The sequence below is a fragment of the Salipiger sp. ABN3_019 genome, assembly GCF_056158605.1.
In genome coordinates this window covers 564,010-581,086 of the sequence record NZ_JBSWTP010000010.1, presented here as the reverse complement: position 1 = coordinate 581,086, position 17,077 = coordinate 564,010, and the positions used below count along the sequence as shown (strand labels likewise).

16 protein-coding genes are annotated in these 17,077 nt (G+C 65.1%); 7 read left to right on the top strand and 9 right to left on the bottom strand.

Features of this window, described 5'->3' with window-relative positions; translation table 11 throughout:
• Positions 1 to 62: 62 nt before the first annotated feature.
• Positions 63 to 971 carry a helix-turn-helix domain-containing protein gene (locus tag ACXAD2_RS24715; RefSeq protein ID WP_475176472.1) on the bottom strand — a complete coding sequence of 303 codons (909 nt, stop codon included), beginning with the start codon at positions 969 to 971 and terminating at the stop codon, positions 63 to 65.
• A 212-nt stretch (positions 972 to 1,183) separates the two neighbouring features.
• Between ACXAD2_RS24715 and ACXAD2_RS24710 the strand changes: the two genes are divergently transcribed.
• The 6 genes from ACXAD2_RS24710 to ACXAD2_RS24685 all read left to right on the top strand — a co-directional run bounded on the left by ACXAD2_RS24710 (position 1,184) and on the right by ACXAD2_RS24685 (position 8,121).
• Positions 1,184 to 2,065: a carbohydrate ABC transporter permease gene (locus tag ACXAD2_RS24710; protein WP_226622663.1), complete on the top strand. Its 882-nt coding sequence runs from the start codon at positions 1,184 to 1,186 to the stop codon at positions 2,063 to 2,065.
• A 2-nt stretch (positions 2,066 to 2,067) separates the two neighbouring features.
• Entirely contained in the window at positions 2,068 to 2,991 is a 924-nt protein-coding gene (locus tag ACXAD2_RS24705) for a carbohydrate ABC transporter permease (RefSeq protein WP_475176468.1), read from the top strand.
• A 4-nt stretch (positions 2,992 to 2,995) separates the two neighbouring features.
• On the top strand, positions 2,996 to 4,102 hold the full coding sequence (locus ACXAD2_RS24700; protein ID WP_066109525.1) for an ABC transporter ATP-binding protein: 1,107 nt from the start codon (positions 2,996 to 2,998) through the stop codon (positions 4,100 to 4,102).
• A gap of 29 nt (positions 4,103 to 4,131) precedes the next feature.
• A complete protein-coding gene (locus ACXAD2_RS24695; RefSeq protein ID WP_475176464.1) occupies positions 4,132 to 5,397 on the top strand; it encodes an ABC transporter substrate-binding protein in 1,266 nt (421 codons plus the stop codon).
• An 85-nt stretch (positions 5,398 to 5,482) separates the two neighbouring features.
• The gene (gene pglA, locus ACXAD2_RS24690) at positions 5,483 to 7,042 is read left to right on the top strand and encodes a polygalacturonase PglA (RefSeq protein ID WP_475176463.1); all 1,560 of its coding nucleotides are present in this window, start codon (positions 5,483 to 5,485) and stop codon (positions 7,040 to 7,042) included.
• Positions 7,039 to 8,121 carry a glycoside hydrolase family 88/105 protein gene (locus ACXAD2_RS24685; protein WP_475176461.1) on the top strand — a complete coding sequence of 361 codons (1,083 nt, stop codon included), beginning with the start codon at positions 7,039 to 7,041 and terminating at the stop codon, positions 8,119 to 8,121. Before pglA ends, ACXAD2_RS24685 begins: the two co-directional genes overlap by 4 nt.
• Here the strand turns inward: ACXAD2_RS24685 and ACXAD2_RS24680 are convergent, their stop codons facing one another.
• From ACXAD2_RS24680 to ACXAD2_RS24645, 8 genes are all read right to left on the bottom strand, one after another.
• Positions 8,122 to 8,766 carry an SGNH/GDSL hydrolase family protein gene (locus tag ACXAD2_RS24680; RefSeq protein WP_475176459.1) on the bottom strand — a complete coding sequence of 215 codons (645 nt, stop codon included), beginning with the start codon at positions 8,764 to 8,766 and terminating at the stop codon, positions 8,122 to 8,124.
• Positions 8,767 to 8,783: 17 nt separating this feature from the next.
• Complete coding sequence (locus tag ACXAD2_RS24675) at positions 8,784 to 9,647, bottom strand: amidohydrolase family protein (RefSeq protein ID WP_475176456.1); 864 nt, start codon at positions 9,645 to 9,647, stop codon at positions 8,784 to 8,786.
• Between the two features lie 218 nt (positions 9,648 to 9,865).
• Positions 9,866 to 10,999: a mandelate racemase/muconate lactonizing enzyme family protein gene (locus ACXAD2_RS24670; RefSeq protein WP_475176454.1), complete on the bottom strand. Its 1,134-nt coding sequence runs from the start codon at positions 10,997 to 10,999 to the stop codon at positions 9,866 to 9,868.
• 15 nt (positions 11,000 to 11,014) lie between these two features.
• Complete coding sequence (kdgD, locus tag ACXAD2_RS24665) at positions 11,015 to 11,917, bottom strand: 5-dehydro-4-deoxyglucarate dehydratase (RefSeq protein ID WP_475176451.1); 903 nt, start codon at positions 11,915 to 11,917, stop codon at positions 11,015 to 11,017.
• A gap of 57 nt (positions 11,918 to 11,974) precedes the next feature.
• Positions 11,975 to 12,775, bottom strand: a complete 801-nt coding sequence (locus tag ACXAD2_RS24660; protein ID WP_475176447.1) for an NAD-dependent epimerase/dehydratase family protein — start codon at positions 12,773 to 12,775, stop codon at positions 11,975 to 11,977.
• Between the two features lie 5 nt (positions 12,776 to 12,780).
• Positions 12,781 to 14,058, bottom strand: coding sequence for a TRAP transporter large permease (locus tag ACXAD2_RS24655; protein ID WP_066109502.1), 1,278 nt, complete (start codon positions 14,056 to 14,058; stop codon positions 12,781 to 12,783).
• Between the two features lies 1 nt (position 14,059).
• Positions 14,060 to 14,563: a TRAP transporter small permease gene (locus ACXAD2_RS24650; RefSeq protein ID WP_475176440.1), complete on the bottom strand. Its 504-nt coding sequence runs from the start codon at positions 14,561 to 14,563 to the stop codon at positions 14,060 to 14,062.
• 67 nt (positions 14,564 to 14,630) lie between these two features.
• Positions 14,631 to 15,614, bottom strand: a complete 984-nt coding sequence (locus ACXAD2_RS24645) for a TRAP transporter substrate-binding protein (RefSeq protein ID WP_475176437.1) — start codon at positions 15,612 to 15,614, stop codon at positions 14,631 to 14,633.
• 305 nt (positions 15,615 to 15,919) lie between these two features.
• Here ACXAD2_RS24645 and ACXAD2_RS24640 point away from each other — a divergent pair, with 305 nt between their 5' ends.
• The gene (locus tag ACXAD2_RS24640) at positions 15,920 to 17,062 is read left to right on the top strand and encodes an efflux RND transporter periplasmic adaptor subunit (RefSeq protein ID WP_475176434.1); all 1,143 of its coding nucleotides are present in this window, start codon (positions 15,920 to 15,922) and stop codon (positions 17,060 to 17,062) included.
• Positions 17,063 to 17,077 lie beyond the last annotated feature (15 nt).

The following is a 17,077-nucleotide window of genomic DNA, read 5'->3' as shown; positions in this document are numbered from 1 at the left end:
TGCAGCGCCAACCCACGGGCCGCCTCTCGCCCGGCTCCTCTCTCCCTACCCCCCTTCTCTGCCTACCCCTGCTCCAACGCCCGCGCCTGATCAGCCTCATCCATGCCCATCACCTGCCCGTCCTGCGCGCGCTTCACCCGCTGCTGGTGGCCGCGCGGGCTGATGCCCATCTGCCGCTTGAACGCCCGGCTGAAGTAATAGGGATCGCCGTAGCCGATCTCGCCCGCCACCTGCGAGGGGCTCATGCCGCGTTCGAGCAGCGACATCGCCCGCTCCATCCGGCAGTACTCCTGATACTGGCGCGGCGTGCGGCCCAGACGGTCGCGAAAGGCGCGGTGGAAATAATCGGCATTATAGGGCGCGTCCTTCACCGCCTGCGCCGCCACTTCGGGATCGAGCGGCGCGGTCGAGATCTGCGCCGCCGCTTTCATCACCGCCAGATCAATCGCCGCCGCCCCGTCCAGCGGCACCGCCCCGCCGTGGCGCCAGCCAAGGAAGGCGTCGTCGATGAAGGCGATCAGGAACACCATGAAGAGATGATGCTGCATCAGCGTCACCGAATTGGGCGGCGCGCTTTCGCGGTAACTGCGGATAAGCGGCGCCAGTTCGTCCCAGCGCGACAGACGTACCTTCCGCCGCAGATCCATCTGCGCGACAAGATCGGTGTCGCCGTAGATGCCAAGGGTGAAATGCTGCGCCAGCCCGGTGTAGAGCCCCTCTCCCTCGTTCCAGCCGGTGAACCCCTCGCCCCGCCGCAGCAGCATCGCCTCGCCCGGCTCCAGCGTGACCCGCGCGCCGCCTACGAGGTAATCCCCCCGCCCCTCCAGCGCGATCACCAGATCCTCGACCGGGTTTTCCTTCTCGATCCGCCACAGCGACGAATGCTGCATGCGGATCGCCGAGCGGGTGAGCGTCAGGGTCAGCGCCGTCGGCGGCACGCGGTCGAGAATTGAACCTCCGATTTCGTCCATCTTTTTCGCCATCCTGGTGAATTCAATCCGGCCTCGCCTTCTGCCAGTAATTCATCATACAACTGTGGAGGACCGCCTGTCACCCGCCAGCCCTGAGGAGAGGGCCAGCTGACGCTACGGGACCGGCGATTTCCGCGCAGTTTGGGAGGACACATGCTTATTTCGCCGAAGTCGGCCGCCGTTTCGTTGGGCCGCGGCAAAGGAGGCCGCTCATGACGCGCAAGCGCGCTCTGGGGCTTGGCTACCTTTCGCCCTACATCATCGGACTTCTGGTCTTCACGATGATCCCCTTCGGGGCATCGCTCTATCTCAGCTTCACCGACTACAACCTCATGTCGGCGCCAAGATGGACGGGACTGGAGAATTACATCGATCTCTTCACCAAAGACCGGACATTCCGCCGCTCGCTGACGGTGACGCTGATCTATGTGTTCACCACGGTGCCGCTGAAGCTCGCCTTCGCGCTCTTCATCGCCTACATCCTCAACTACAAGCTGAAGTTCATCAACTTCTTCCGCACCGCCTTCTACGTGCCCTCGATCCTTGGCGGGTCGATCGCCATCGCGGTGCTCTGGCGCTACATCTTCGCCTCCGAAGGGCTAGTGAACATGATGCTGACCGGCCTCGGCTTCGAGGCGGTGAACTGGTTCGGCGATCCCCAGAACGCGCTTTTCACCATCACCCTGCTGCGCTGCTGGCAGTTCGGCTCGGCCATGGTGATCTTCCTTGCCGCGCTGCAGTCGATCGACAAATCGCTCTACGAGGCCGCCGAGATCGACGGGGCCAGCAAGGCGCATTGCTTCATCTTCATCACCATCCCGCTGATCACCCCGGTGATTTTCTTCAACCTGATCATGCAGATGGTCCAGGCGTTCCAAGAGTTCAACGGCCCCTACATCATCACCCAAGGTGGCCCGCTGAAGTCCACATACCTCTTGCCGATGTATATCTACGACGAGGCCTTCCGCCGCTTTGACATGGGCTATGCCTCGGCCATCGCCTGGGTGCTCTTCGTGATCATCATGGTGCTCACCCTCGCGGCCTTCTGGTCCTCGAAGAAGTGGGTCTACTACGCCGGCGACAAGCGGAGCTGAACATGACCGATATCTCACACGCCTCCGATGTCCTCTCTGCCGGTGCCGACGGCCTTGCAGAGGCCCGCGCCGCCAACGCCCGGCAGATCCGCAACGCCAAGATCTCGGCAGCGGTGCGCTACATCATCCTCTTCGGCGTCGGGCTGATGATGCTCTACCCGCTGATCTGGCTGGTGGGCGCGTCCTTCAAGACCAACGCCGAGATCTTCGCCAACCCCGGCTTCATCCCGCAAGAACCCACCACCGAGGGCTATGTGAAGGGCTGGGAGACCTCGACCCCCTACACCTTCGGGCGGTTCTTCCTGAACTCCTTCCTGATCATTCTGCCCAAGGTGATCGGCACGGCGATCAGCTGCACCATGGTGGCCTATGGCTTCGCCCGCTTTGACTTCCCGCTGAAGAAGCTGCTCTTTGGCTCGGTCATCGCGATCCTGCTGCTGCCCAACGTGGTGACCCGCATCCCGCAGTACCTGCTGTTCCGCGATCTCGGCTGGCTCGACAGCTTCCTGCCGCTCTGGGTGCCCTCTGCCTTTGCCGGTGACGCCTTCTTTGTCTTCATGCTGGTGCAGTTCCTGCGCGCCATCCCCGGCGACATGGAAGAGGCGGCCCGTGTCGACGGCGCGAACAGCTGGCAGACGCTGGTGTTCATCGTGGTGCCGATGCTGGCCCCGGCCCTGATCTCGGTGTGCCTGTTCCAGTTCATGTGGACGATGAACGACTTCCTCGGCCCGCTCATCTACATCAGCTCGGTCGACAAATACCCGGTCAGCCTTGCGCTGAAACTCTCGATCGACACGACCGAAGCGTTCGAATGGAACCGCATCCTCGCGATGTCCGTGCTCACCATCACGCCCGCGCTCATCGTGTTCTTCATGGCTCAGAAATACTTCATCGAAGGCATCTCTGCCGGTGGGGTGAAAGGATAATCCAATGGCACGTCTGCAACTCAACAAGCTCGAAAAGGTCTATGGCGGAGCCTTCAAGGCGGTGCATGGGATCGACCTCGATGTGGAAGAAGGCGAGTTCATGGTGCTGGTCGGCCCCTCGGGCTGCGCCAAATCCACCACGCTGCGGATGATCGCGGGGCTGGAGGAAGTGACCAGCGGCGAGATCCGCATCGGCGACCGGATCGTCAACGCCCTGCCCCCCGGCAAGCGCCGCATCGCCATGGTGTTCCAGAACTACGCGCTTTACCCGCATATGAAGGTGCGCTCCAACCTCGCCTTCGGCCTGCGCCTGGCGCATGTGCCGAAAGCCGAGCGCGAGGCCGCCGTGCAGGAGGTCGCCCGCATCCTCGAGATCGAGCCGCTGCTCGACCGGTTGCCGAAGCAACTGTCGGGTGGTCAGGCGCAGCGCGTGGCGCTTGGCCGGGCGTTGATCAAAAAGCCCGAGGTGTTCCTCTTCGACGAGCCTCTGTCGAACCTCGACGCCAAGCTGCGCGCCTCGATGCGGGTGCGGATCACCGACCTGCACAAGCGCCTGAAGGCCGAAGGCCGCCCCTCCACGGTGGTCTATGTCACCCACGACCAGACCGAGGCGATGACCATGGGCGACCGCATCTGCGTGATGAAGGACGGCCACATCATGCAAGTCGCCACCCCCAAGGAGCTGTATGACCGCCCCGCCAATCTTTTCGTCGCGGGCTTCATCGGCTCGCCCGAGATGAACGTGATCGACGGCGAGATCGAGGGCACCGACTTCCGCCTTGGCGGGCAGGTGATCTCGCTCGACGAGGCGGTGCTGAACCGGATGCAAAGCAAACCGCAGGAGGCGGCGCTCGGCATCCGCCCGCAGCATATGAAGCTCTCGGCAGGCAACGGGCTGACCGCGCGCCTGCGCTCGGCGGAGTTCATGGGGCACGAGGTCTATCTGCACGCCATGCTCGAGGGCAAGGAGATCACCACCGTCGCCGGAGCCGCCGAATATGACGCGCTCGACCGGTCCGACGAACGCATCCGCCTGACGCCCGACCTTGGCCACGCCCATATTTTCGACCGCGCCAGCGGCGCGAATGTTTCCCTGCCCCTCGCGGGCTGAACCGAAAACTAGGAGGAGGAGTTTTCAAAATGAAATCAACGATCAAAAAGGCGCTGCTCGCCAGCGCACTGGTGCCTTGTGCACTGTCGTCGGCACACGCGGCTGACCTGCGGATGAGCTGGTGGGGCGGCGAGTCCCGCCACGTCGCCACCCAAGAGGCGCTGAAGGTCTGTGGCGAGAAATACGGCCACACCATCGCGCCCGAGTTCACCGGCTTCTCGGGCTATCTGGAAAAGCTCACCACGCAGATGGCGGGCGGCACCGAGGCCGACCTGATCCAAGTGAACTGGCCGTGGCTGCCGCTCTTCTCGCGCGATGGCACCGGCTTTGCTGATCTTGCCACGCTCGAAGGGGTGGACCTGTCGCAATACCCGCAGGCCGATCTTGATGGCGTCACCGTCAAGGGCCACGTGCAGGGCATTCCGGTCTCGACCACGGGCCGCGTGTTCTTCTTCAACACCACCACGCTGGCCGAGGCGGGCATCACCCCGCCGACCACATGGGAAGAATTCTTCGGCGCCGCCGAGGCCCTGCGCGACAAGGAGGGCGAGGACTATCGCCTGTTCAACGCCGTCGCCGAAAGCGCGCAACTGCTGGTCTCGCTCGCCGTCACGCAAAAGACTGGCAAAGACCTCGTCGATCCGGAAACCAACCGCGTCGCGTGGACGCCCGAGGAACTGGTCGAGGGCATCACCTTCTATCAGCGCATGGTCGACACTGGCGCCATTCAGTCGCGTCAGGACGAGGCCGCCGAGGGCAACGTGAAGCTCTACGAGAAACAGGCTTGGGCACAGGGCAAGATCGCTGGCTCTTATGAATGGGACAGCACCTACTTCAAATTCTCCGACCCGCTGAACGAGGGCGAGGAATTGACCGCCGTGCCGATGATCACCTTCGAAGGCGCCAAGACCCAAGGCGTCTATCGCAAGCCCTCGATGCTGCTGGCGGTGTCGAAGAACTCGGACAATCCCGAAGCCGCGGCCGAGATCCTCAACTGTCTCGTCAACGAGCCCGAGGGCATCGACGCGCTTGGGGTGACCCGCGGCCTGCCCGCCTCGCAGGTGGCGCTCGAGCGGCTCGAAGGCGCCGGCGAGATCCAGCCCGAGCTGCTCAAGGCGCATGAGATCATGATGGCCTCCGAAGGTCCCGCGGTCTCGCCGTTCAACGAGCATCCCGAACTGCGCGCCACCTTCGTCGATACGCTCGAAGAGTTCTCCTACGGCATGGTCAGCGCCGAGGAAGCCGCCGAATACATCATCGAGGGGGCCAACGACGTGCTGAGCCAGTTCGACTAAGACCAAGATTCCTCCCAAAATTCCTCCCTGTGGGCGGCCCATCACTCGGGGCCGCCCGCTCCGACCCAAGACGAAAGCCCGACCCATGTCCCTGATCCGATGCGCCGCGGTGACCCCGCGCATGGCCGTGCTGTGCCTTGCGCCGCCTCCCGCCCGCTACACGCTAAGCCCGGCGCGCCCTTGGCGGCTGCGGCTGGATGGCCAGACTGTCGCGGAAGGCAATGCCGCCACCGTGGTGCTGCCGCTGGGCCCGCTGCAGCCGGGCACCGCCTATACGTTCGACTGCGACGGCGAGATCCTGAGCTTCACCACCCCGCCCTGCCCCGGCGCACTGGATGTTACCGAATTCGGTGCCCGTAACCGCCTGCCGGACACGCCCGAGGCCGCCGCGCAGAACGCCGCCGCCTTCGCACGCGCCATCGCCGCACTGCCCAAGGGCGGCACGCTGATCGTGCCTGCTGGCCGCTGGCTCTGCGGCCCCATTGAGCTGCGCTCGGACATGATCCTGCACCTCTCGACAGGGGCTACGCTCGCCGCGCCTTCGGACCGCAGCGGCTGGCCGATCCTGCCCGCGCATAGGCCCGACGGGTCCATGCTCGGCTCGTGGGAAGGGCTGCCCGAGCCCTGTTTCCGCGCCCCGCTGCATGCCATCGCCACGCGCAATCTGACGATCGAAGGCTTCGGCACGCTCGACGGCGGCGGCGACAGGGGCGATTGGTGGACATGGGCCAAAGAGCGCCGCGATGGCGCCCGTCGCCCGCGCGGGCTGCATCTGATCGACGCCGAGGCCACCCGCCTCATCGGCTTCACCATCCGCAACGCGCCAAGCTGGACGATCCACCCGCAGGGCTGCCGCGATCTCTTTGCCGCCTGCCTGAGCATTCAGGCCCCGCACGACAGCCCCAACACCGACGGTTTCGATCCAGACATGTGCGAGGATGTCACCATTCTCGGCACGCATTTCTCGGTCGGCGACGATTGTATCGCGATCAAGGCGGGCAAGCGTGGCGATGCGGGCGAGGAGGGCCACCTGCGCCCCACCCGCCGCGTCACCGTGCAGCACTGCCTGATGGAGCGCGGCCACGGCGGCTGCGTCATCGGCTCGGAGATGTCCGGCGATGTGAGTGACGTGACCGTCTGCGATTGCGAGATGGTCGGCACGGACCGCGGCTTGCGCCTCAAGACGCGTCGCGGGCGCGGCGGGCGGATCGAGCGTATCGCCATGCGCAATGTCACCATGGACGGGGTGCTCACCGCCTTTTCGGCCAATGCGCATTACTACTGCGACCACGATGGCCACGCCGATTGGGTGCAGTCCCGCGCGCCCGCCACCGTGACCCATCTGACGCCGCATGTGGGCGAGATCACCGCCGAGGAAGTGGAGATCCGCAACCTCGCCCATGCGGTCGGCGCGTTCCTTGGCCTGCCCGAAGCGCCCATCGGCCCGATCCGCCTCTCACGCATCACGCTGCTGTCGCATGATGCCGCCGCCCGCCCCGAGCCGCCGCTGATGGCCGATGGCATCCGCCCGCTGCGCCACGCTGGCGTGCTGGCCGAACACGCAAAGATCAGCGGCGACCTTGCCGCCGATCCCGCCCCGCTCAGCACCGAAGACGTCCTAAACCGGAGCCCCGCCCTGCCATGACCTGTCCCACCGCCCTGGAGTATTTCGACGCCTTCGCCAGCCGCTACCGACACTACAAGGACGGCAGCTGGTGCTACGAGGATGGCTGCATCTATCGCGGACTGGCCCTGCTGCATCAGGCCACCGGCGAGGCGCGCTGGTTTGCGCATCTCAAGCGCCTGACCGACGCGCAGATCGCCCCGGATGGCAGCCTTGCGGGCTACCGCATCGACGAGTTCAACATCGACCACATCCTTGCCGGGCGCTGCCTGTTTCACCTCGCCGACGAGACCGGCGATCCGCGCTACATGAAGGCCGCCGACCTGCTGGCCGAACAGCTTTCGCAGCATCCGCGGACCAAGGCAGGCAACTACTGGCACAAGCAGCGCTACCCCGATCAGGTCTGGCTCGACGGGCTCTATATGGGGCTGCCGTTCCAGATCGAATATGGGCTGCGCAGCGACCGTCCCGACTTGGTGCAGGATGCGCTGGCCCAATTGAGCCGCGCGCTCGAGCTGACGCGCGGGCCCGCCGGGCTTTATGTGCACGGCTATGATGCCGCCAAGGTTCAGGGCTGGGCCGATCCCGAAACCGGCAAATCAGCCTCGGTCTGGGCGCGCGCGGTGGGCTGGCTGGCGATGGCCATGGTCGATATCTGTGCGCTGGTGCCCGCGAGCGCGCCGAGCCGCAAGACGGTCGAGCTGTTGCAGGCGGTGGCGATGGAGCAGCGCCGCTCGGGGCTCTGGCCGCAGGTGCTCGACGCGCCGGGGCTTGAGGGGAACTACGAGGAAAGCTCTGCCTCGGCGATGTTCGCCTATGCGCTGATGCGCGCCACCGAGCTTGGGCTTGGCGAGTGGTTCGATGCGGGCGAGCACGCCTATGACGCGCTCCTCCGCACGCGGCTCGAAACTCGCGGCGGGGTCACCCGCCTCACCCGCATTTGCCATGTGGCGGGCCTTGGCGGTTTCGACGGCAAGATGCGCGACGGCTCGCAGGGCTATTATCTGACCGAGGATATCGTCGAGGATGATGCCAAGGGCGTAGGCCCGCTGATGATGGCGGCGGCGCAGAGGCTGTCGGCCCGCGCGCCGGCTGAATAATCAGAGACCCAGAAGCGCGCGCACCGGCTCTGCCAGTGCCGCGCCGATCGCCCGCGTGTTGGCCGCATCCAGATGCACCCCGTCGAGCGGCGAGGGCTGCGCCACCCGCCCTGCATCGAAGAAGGCCACGCCTTCCTCTTCCGCCAGATCGGCGTAGAGGCTGCCGAAGAGATGCGACTGCTCCACCCGGATCGGACTGTCGAGCTCCCCGCGCGAGGGCGAAATGCAATAGGGCGGCGCGACGATCAGCACCTGCGGCATCGCCGAGGCAGGCTTGAACGGAAAGCCCCGCACCAGTTGAATGAGCCGCCGCATCCCGGCCTGCGCGCCGCTCGCCACCGCGCCATGTTTGGGCTTGAGGTCATTGGTGCCCAGCATGATCACCACCAGATCAAGCGGCATATGCGCCGCCAGCGCCACCGGCAGCGTGCGGGTGGCGTTGCGGTCGCAGGGCGCGGCGTGATCGTCAAACGAGGTGCTGCGCCCGTTCACCCCATCGGCCAGCACCGCCGCCTCGGGGATCTGCGCCGCCAGCACCGAGGGCCAGAGATCCGCAATCGGGTGCCGCAATCCGCCATTGGCGGGGTCATGCCCCCATGTGAGACTGTCGCCGTAGCACAGGATCCGCGCCGTTTGCTCTGCCATGGTGTCTCTGCTCCTCCTCAGGTGAACTGCGGAAAACCATAGAGCGCCTGAGGGGTCTCCACCAGCACCTGCCGCTGCGCCGCCTGATCCGGCAGCCAGCTCATCGCCAGATCCAGCAGATGCGCGTCATCGGGATAGTCTTCGCTGCGGCTGGCATGGTTGTGCGGCCAGTTGGTGCCCCAGACGATACGCTCGGGCGCATGCGCCCCGATCTCGCGGCTGAGCGCGGCGATATCGGGATAGTCGGGGCCAGAGGTGGTGGTGGCCTCGTAGCAGCCCGCGAATTTGAACCAGCACTTGCCGCCGTCGATCAGCCGCTTGATGCTGGCCACATGCGCGGGCGTGATGCCGCCGAAGATTTTGCCGTGGTGGTCGAGCACCCAGTTGGATTTGAGCTTTGCAAGACGCGGCTCCAGATCCGGCAGCGCGGTGCCGTCGAACTGCACCGCCATCATCCAGCCCGCCGCGTGGGCGCGCGCATCCACCGCCTCAAGCTGATCCAGCCCCACCGCCCCGCCGGGCAGGTCCATGATCCGCGCGCCCACGATGCCGCCCTCGGAAAGCCGGAGCATCTCGGCATCAGGGGTCTCACCGGTGATCACCGCCACCCCGCGCGCGCAATCGCCCATCTCGGCCACGCAGGCGAGCAGGCTGGAGTTGTTCATGCCGTGCCCGTTGCCTTGGGTGATCACCACCCGGTCGAGGCCGAGCCAATCCATGGCCTTGCGGTACATGTCGGGCGTCGGCAGGGGCTCGGCAGGCACACCCTTGCCGTCCTCGCGCCACGCATAGCCGGGCAGATACATATGCATCTGCGTGTCGCAGGCCCCCTTGGGCATCTGCGTCTTTGGCTTGGGGCCGGTGAGTTTGCGGTCGATCATGGGAATCCTCCTCGAAATGCGGGCGGCTTTCCCCCCGCGCTGATCCGCCCGGAGCAAAGGCCGAAGGCCGCCGGGCGAGCACCAGCCCGTCCCGGCGGGCTGGCGCTTATGTCATGTTGCGCGGCGCTCGGATGTCGTACGGATATGGCAGGCATAAAGCGCAGACCTCAATCGTCGCAGCGCCACCCCACGGGCAGGCGCTCGCCCGGCTCCGCACGTCACCCCTTCGGGGCGAACTCCTTCAGCGCGTCCCGGTCGATCTCGATCCCCAGCCCCGGCGCGTCGGGGATGCTGACCCAGCCGTTCTCATGCTCGATGGGCTGTCTCAAAACCGCTTGGCGGAAGGGGTTATGGGTGCGGTCGAACTCCATGATCGGCTCGATCGGCCCCCGCCTCACCGGGTCGGGCACCATCGCCGCCATGAACTGCAGCGCCGCCGCGATCTGCACCGCCGTGCCCCAGACGTGCGGCACCACCCGAACGCCGTGCAGCGTGGCAAGATCGGCCACCCGCTTGGCCTCGGTGAAGCCGCCCACGCCGCAAAGATCGGGCTGGGCGATGTCGATCACCCGCCGCCGCATCGGCTCGGCAAAGCCCCAGCGGGTGTGCCATGTCTCGCCGCCTGCCACCGGGATCGGCTGGCGCGCGCGGACCTCGGCATAGGCATCCAGCTGTTCGGGGATCACCGGCTCTTCGAACCAGTCGATGTCATACTCGGCGGCGGTATTGCCCACGCGCACCGCCTCGATCACGTCATAGCCATGGTTGCCGTCGATCATCAGGCGGGTGTCCGGCCCGATCGCCTCGCGCACCGCCTTGATGACCTGCAGATCCTCGGCAGGGTCGAACCCGATCTTGATCTTCACCGCGTGGAAGCCCGCCGCCGCGTGGCCGCGCATCTCTTCGGCATTGTCCGCGACCCGGTCGACCCCGTCACGCTTGAACGAGCCGGTGGCATAGCAGCGCACCTTCTCGCGGAACCGCCCGCCCAGCAGCGTGGAGACAGGAACACCAAGCGCCTTGCCCTTGATGTCCCACAGCGCGATGTCGATGCCGGAAAGGGCGCAGACCGAGATCCCCCGCTGACCCTGATCGCGCAGCGCGTTGTAGAGCACGGCCCAGTGCTTCTCGGTTTCCAACGGGTCCTTGCCCAGAAGCCACGGCTTATAGGCCTCGACCATGGCGCGGTTCGGACCTGCCGGGCCGAGGCATTCGCCCCAGCCCGTGGTGCCATCGTCGCAGATCACCTCGACCAGCAGATGCACCCGCCGGTCGAAGCGCATGGAAGCGCTCTCGAAGGCGGTCTCCAGCTTGTGTTCCAGAAGGTGGGTGCGGATCTCGGTGATCTTCATCTTGGGTCCTCGAACTTACTGGTGCGCGTCGATCAGGGCTTTGAGGATTTCCTCCTCCTCGCCCGTCAGGTCCGACAGCGGCGCGCGGACGGGGCCCGCATCGAAGCCAACCAGACGCACGCCCGCCTTGATCGCCGACACGGCATAGCCCTTGCGGCGCGAGCGCAGGTCCATGAACGGGTAGAAGAAGCTCTTGAGGATGTCCTCGCAAGTAGCGCGATCCCCGGCCCGCAGCGCGGCATAGAACTTGTTCGCCAGAGCGGGCACAAAGTTGAACACCGCCGAGCTGTAGGTGGTGAAGCCCGCGCCAAGGTAGGCTTCGGCAAACAGCTCGGCCGTCGGCATGCCGCCGAGGTAGATCAGCCGGTCGCCCATCTTGGCGGTGATCTGCCGCACGAGACCGATATCGCCGGTGCCGTCCTTGAAGCCCACGAGGTTCGGGCATTCGTCGCAGAGCCGCGCCAGCGTGTCGGCCTGCAGCACGGCGTTGTCGCGGTTGTAGACCATGACGCCCATGCCGGTGGCATTGCAGACCGCTTTGACGTGCTCAAAGAGCCCTTCCTGCGGCGCGTCGATCAGATAGTGCGGCAGCAGCAGGATGCCGTCGCCACCCGCCGCCTCGACCGAGCGCGCGATGCCCTTGGCGATCTCGGTGCCATAGCCGCAGCCCGAAACGATCGCGGTCTTGCCCGCGCTTTCCTTGGCCGCCGTGACGATGGCCGGGATCTCCTCCGGCGTCAGCGAGAAGAACTCGCCCGTGCCGCCCGCCGCAAAAAGCACCGGCGCGTCAAAGCCCGACAGCCACTCGACGTGCTTCTGATAGGGATCGGCGACGAACTTATTGTCGGCGTCAAAGGGGGTGACCGGGAAGGAAAGCAGGCCGGAGCCGAGCGCTTCTTTGATCTGTTGCGGGTCCATGCGTGGGTCCTCTTTTGGGGGCGCGCGCGTGCGGGCCTATGGGAATGGAATGAAGTGTCAGCTTTGGTGGATGGGCTCGTCGGTGAAGACGCCGCCCTGATATTTCGCCACCGAGTCCTCGGGGCCGGGGCGCGGCACGGTACGGCGGATTTCCTCGGCGTAGTCCTGAGAATTATCCTGCGGCACCCAGCCAAGGAAGGCGACGTGGGAGTTGTCCCACCAGCCCATGTCATTGGCCGATTGCCCCCAGACCACGGTGCAGCCAAGGCGCGGCGCGGTGAAGGCAGCCATGATCAGCGCGGTGAAATCGCGCGGGCTGATCCAGGTCGACAGCATGCGCCAGTTCTCGGGCTTCGGGGTGCAGGACCCGATGCGCACCAGCGCGCTCTCCTGCCCGAATTTGTCGTGGTAGAGGCTGGCCACCGCCTCGCCGAAGATCTTCGACACACCGTAAAGACCATCGGGCTTGAACGGATCGGTATGCTTCAGCCGCTGTTCCTGCTTGTAATAGCCGATCGTGTGGTTGGAACTGGCAAAGATGATCCGGGGCATGCCGTGCAAACGCGCCGCCTCATAGAGGTTGTAGACGCCGCGCAGATTGGCGGCTTCGATAAGGTCGAAATTCTTCTCGACCGAGATACCGCCCAGATGCACCACCCCGTCGCAGCCCTCGACCAGCGATTTCACCGCCTCGCCGTCGGCGATGTCGCAGGCCACGAAGCTCTCATTGGGGCCAAGGTCGGTGATCTCGGCGATGTCCGACAGCCGCAGTTCCTCGGCGTGGGGCTTCAGCGTCTCGCGCAGGATCTTGCCAAGCTGGCCCGCCGCGCCGGTGATCAGGATACGTTTCATCTTCATGTCTCTCACTCCATCAGGCTTGGCAGGAACATGGAGAAGGCCGGGACATATGTCACCAGCAGCAGCGCCACGAGGATCGCCGCGTAGAACGGCAGGATCGTCTTCACCGCATGTTCGATCCGCACGCCGCCCACGACGCAGCCCACGAAGAGGCAGGCGCCCACCGGCGGGGTGCAGAGGCCAAGGCCGAGGTTCATCATCATCACGACGCCGAACTGGATGGGGTCCATCCCCAGCCCCACCGCAACCGGCAGGAAGATCGGCGTACAGATCAGGATCAGCGCCGCCATATCCATGATCATACCAAGCACCAGCAGGATCAGGTTCAGCAGCAGCAGGATCACAATCGGGTTGTCCGAGATGCCGGTCACTGCATTGGCCAGCAGGTCCGGCACCCGGTAGAGGGTCAGCAGGTAGGAAAAGGCCGAGGCCGTCGCCACCAGCAGCATCACCAGCGCGGTTGTGCGCACCGAGCTGACGACGGCGGTCTTGAAGCCCTCCCAGCTCAGTTCGCGGTAAACGAAGGTGGTCACGAGGATCGCCCAGATCGCCCCGAAGGCGCCGGACTCGGTGACCGTCATCACCCCCGACAGCACCCCGCCCACCACGATGATCGCGGTCATCAGGCCCGGCAGGGCGACGATGAACGACAGGCCAAGCGCCTTCCAGCCAGGAAAGGTTTCAGCCGGGTAACCGCGGCGCACGGCGACCGCATAGGCCACGATGCCAAGGCAGAGGCACATGAGCATGCCGGGGATCACCCCCGCGATGAACAGCTTCGACACCGACACGCCGCCCGCCGCCACGGCAAAGAGGATCATGTTGTGCGAGGGCGGGATCACCACACCCGCGACCGAGGAGGTGACGGTGACATTCACCGCATAATCAGGGTCATAGCCCTTTTCCTTCATCACCGGGATGAGGATCGAGCCAAGCGCCGAGGTGTCCGCCACCGCCGAGCCCGAGATGCCGCCGAAGAGCATCGAGGAGGCCACATTGACCACGCCCAGCCCGCCGCGCATCGCGCCCACCGCCGAAGAGGCCAGCCGCACCAGCCGTCCGGCGATGCCGCCGTGCATCATCAGCTCGCCCGCGAAGATGAAGAAGGGGATCGCCAGCAGCGAGAACACCGAGATGCCCGACAGCACGCGCTGGAAGCCGATGAACAGCGGCAGCCCCTCGTAGACGAAACCGCCCACTGCCGCGAGACCGATGGCGAAGGCCACGGGCATGCCGCAGATAAGCCCGCCCGCGAAAACCCCGAAAAGAATGATCAAACCCATGTCAGTACCCGCGGCCCTTCGCCAGTTCGGCCATTTGATAGAGAGTGAAAAGCGCGCTCAGCGCGCCGCAGATCGCCATGGGCACGGCGCGCATGCCCTCGGAGATGCCGAGCATTGGCACGGTGCGCGCCCATGTGTTCTCGGCAAGGATGTAGCCCTGCCAGCCAAGGCAGATGGCGAAGATCAGCACACCGATGAGCGCCAGCCACTTCATCGCCATTGCGATGGGGCCGGGAAAGGCGTCGCGAATGAAGTCCACCGACAGGTGCGTGCGGCTCCAGACCCCGGCGGCCGCGCCGAGGAAGGTGATCCAGACCACGAGGATCAGCGCCAGCTGCTCAACCCATGTGGGGGTGTCGTTCATCACGTAGCGGCCCCAGACCAGCCAGCCGAAGATGGCGATCAGCAGCACCAGCCCGCTGCCCGCAACGAGCACGCACAGACGCGACAGAAGATTGAGCAGGCGATAGATGGCCCCTGCCCCGGCCGGTTGCGCGTGCGCCATGAACCCCTCCCGGACATGACGTGTCCCCGCGGGGACACGTCTTTTTCAGATCAAGCGATGCCGGTGATCACTGTACCGACTGGATGTCGCGGATCAGGCTTTCCAGATCGGGGTTGGCGGCGATGAAATCGGCATAGACCGGCTCCATGGCGTCCTGAAACGCCTGCCCGTCCTCGACCTCGTTCACCGCCACGCCGCTGTCGATCACCTTCTGCTTGGAGGCTTCCGAGCGTTCGGCCCAAAGCTCGCGCTGGAGGTCTGCGGCTTTTACCGCCGCCTCGGTGACGATCGCCTTGTCCTCATCCGACACGCCGTCCCAGACCTTGGTCGAAACGCAGATGCACTCGGGGATGATCAGGTGGTTGGTGATCGAATAGTATTTGGCCACCTCGTAGTGGTTCGAGCTTTCGAACGACGGGTAGTTGTTCTCGGCCCCGTCGATCACGCCGGTCTTCAGCGACTGATAGACCTCGCCATAGGCCATCGGCGTGGCGTTGCCGCCCAGCTTGTCGACCATCTGCACGTAAAGATCGTTGTTCATCACACGGAACTTCAGACCGTCCATGTCGGCGGGCGTCTCGATCGGGTGCTTGGTGTTGTAGAAAGAGCGCGAGCCGCTATCCATCCACGAGAGCGCCACAAGCCCTTCTTCCGACAGAGCGTCCGAGAAACGCTGACCGATCTCGCCGTCCATCGCCGCGTGCATGTGGTCCACGTCGCGGAAGATGAAGGGCAGCGACAGCACGTTGGTCGCCGGAACGATCTCGCCCATCGGGCCCATGTTGAAATTGCCGACCGCGATGGCACCGGCACGCACCTGCTCGATGGCGTCGGGCTGCGCGCCCAGAACGCCATTGGCGTAGACGGTGGGCTCGATCCGGCCCTCGGTCTTTTCCGTCACCTCGTCGGCGAACTGCTGCATCGCCACGACGTTCGGATAATCCTCGGGGTGAATGGCCCAGGCGCGCCAGGTTTCGGCCTGCGCGGCACCGGCCAGAAGGCCGCAGAGCGCGGCGGTGGCAGTAAGAGCCCCGGTCTTGGTGAATCGCATGATGATCTCCTCCCTGTAGATGCATATGACGTCACGCCGCGGTTATGACTGACTTGTATGATGACTGTCAATATTTTCGTATGACAGAACTGTGAGGGCGGTGGGCAGACGCTCTTGCCCCCGCGCAACGCTCGCCGATGGGTTGCAAGCCCTGCGCCCTTGGGTGGCGACGCATTCGCGCAGAACGCCCGCAAACGTGCTATTGTACGGGCGGATCACCGCGACATGATTGTAATAAAAATAGATTTTTCCCGTATTTGGTGTACGCTCTATGACATAGCTCCGTCCGTGAAAGGACCTTTGATATGTTGATTGGACTGCTTCGAAAGATTTCCACCGTATCCTTGTGCGCCGCGTTTCTGGCTTCTCCGACACTCACACTGGCTCAGGACGAGGCCGCCCCCGGCCCCACCGCCTTGGTGCAGACCATCGCCACCCAGAGCATCCGTCCCTCGTTCACCCACCCGGCCCGTATCGAGGCGCTGAACACCGCGTCGATCCGGCCCACCGTGCAGGCGCAGATCACCGCCATGCACATCACCGCAGGCGCTTTCGTTGAAGAGGGCGAGTTGCTGGTGGAAATGGACGAAACGCATTACCGCATCGCCCTCGCCCAAGCCCATGCCGCGCTGAAGCAGGCCGAAGCCGCAGCGATTAAGGCCGATCTCGATCTCGACCGGGCGACGCAGCTGTCGCAGAGCAACACCGTCTCGCAGCGCGAGGTAGAATACGCGCAGGCGCAGGCGGATGTGGCGCAGGCGCAGGTCGACGTGGCCAGCGCCCAGATCGCGCAGGCCGAAGAAGACCTCGCCGATACAAAGGTCTACGCCCCGTTCAGCGGCCGCATTTCGGCCCCGCAGTATTCGGTGGGCGATCTTTTCACCGTCGGTGACCCGACGCAGATCGGCTATATCGCCACCATCGTCTCGCTCGATCCGATTTACGCGGTCGGGCTGGTGGATCAGTCCAACTATTTTGGCTTTCTCGCCAAGCGGCTGGAGATCGAAGAGGCGGGCGGCTCGATCCCTCCGCTCGAACTTGAGGCGATCCTGCCCGGCGGCGAGGTCTACCCCGAGAAGGGCACCTTCGAGAATTGGGACAACACCGGCGTTGCCAGCACCGGCACCATTGCGGCGCGGGTTCTTTTCCCCAATCCCAACGGCCTGCTTCTGCCGGGCCAGAACGTGACGATCCGCGGACAGGTGATCGAGCCGGTTCAGGCACCCTTGGTGCCGCAGCGCGCGGTCAGCCTCGACCAGCAGGGGCATTTCGTCTGGGTGGTCGGCGACGGCGACGTGGTCGAGCGGCGCAACATCACCGTGGGCGTGCGCAATGGCGCCGACTGGACCGTCACCGAAGGGCTTGCAGATGGCGAGCGGGTGGTCGTGGAGGGGCTGCAGCGCATGCGTCAGGGCCTCGCCGTCACCCCCCAGCCCTACGACAGCTGATCCCCGGCAGCGGAG

Excerpts from the sequence above, each read along its gene's own strand:
- ACXAD2_RS24715 (WP_475176472.1), bottom strand. The coding sequence starts at position 971 with ATGGACGAAATCGGAGGTTCAATTCTCGACCGCGTGCCGCCGACGGCG.
- ACXAD2_RS24710 (WP_226622663.1), top strand. The coding sequence starts at position 1,184 with ATGACGCGCAAGCGCGCTCTGGGGCTTGGCTACCTTTCGCCCTACATC.
- ACXAD2_RS24705 (WP_475176468.1), top strand. The coding sequence starts at position 2,068 with ATGACCGATATCTCACACGCCTCCGATGTCCTCTCTGCCGGTGCCGAC.
- ACXAD2_RS24700 (WP_066109525.1), top strand. The coding sequence starts at position 2,996 with ATGGCACGTCTGCAACTCAACAAGCTCGAAAAGGTCTATGGCGGAGCC.
- ACXAD2_RS24695 (WP_475176464.1), top strand. The coding sequence starts at position 4,132 with ATGAAATCAACGATCAAAAAGGCGCTGCTCGCCAGCGCACTGGTGCCT.
- pglA (WP_475176463.1), top strand. The coding sequence starts at position 5,483 with ATGTCCCTGATCCGATGCGCCGCGGTGACCCCGCGCATGGCCGTGCTG.
- ACXAD2_RS24685 (WP_475176461.1), top strand. The coding sequence starts at position 7,039 with ATGACCTGTCCCACCGCCCTGGAGTATTTCGACGCCTTCGCCAGCCGC.
- ACXAD2_RS24680 (WP_475176459.1), bottom strand. The coding sequence starts at position 8,766 with ATGGCAGAGCAAACGGCGCGGATCCTGTGCTACGGCGACAGTCTCACA.
- ACXAD2_RS24675 (WP_475176456.1), bottom strand. The coding sequence starts at position 9,647 with ATGATCGACCGCAAACTCACCGGCCCCAAGCCAAAGACGCAGATGCCC.
- ACXAD2_RS24670 (WP_475176454.1), bottom strand. The coding sequence starts at position 10,999 with ATGAAGATCACCGAGATCCGCACCCACCTTCTGGAACACAAGCTGGAG.
- kdgD (WP_475176451.1), bottom strand. The coding sequence starts at position 11,917 with ATGGACCCGCAACAGATCAAAGAAGCGCTCGGCTCCGGCCTGCTTTCC.
- ACXAD2_RS24660 (WP_475176447.1), bottom strand. The coding sequence starts at position 12,775 with ATGAAGATGAAACGTATCCTGATCACCGGCGCGGCGGGCCAGCTTGGC.
- ACXAD2_RS24655 (WP_066109502.1), bottom strand. The coding sequence starts at position 14,058 with ATGGGTTTGATCATTCTTTTCGGGGTTTTCGCGGGCGGGCTTATCTGC.
- ACXAD2_RS24650 (WP_475176440.1), bottom strand. The coding sequence starts at position 14,563 with ATGGCGCACGCGCAACCGGCCGGGGCAGGGGCCATCTATCGCCTGCTC.
- ACXAD2_RS24645 (WP_475176437.1), bottom strand. The coding sequence starts at position 15,614 with ATGCGATTCACCAAGACCGGGGCTCTTACTGCCACCGCCGCGCTCTGC.
- ACXAD2_RS24640 (WP_475176434.1), top strand. The coding sequence starts at position 15,920 with ATGTTGATTGGACTGCTTCGAAAGATTTCCACCGTATCCTTGTGCGCC.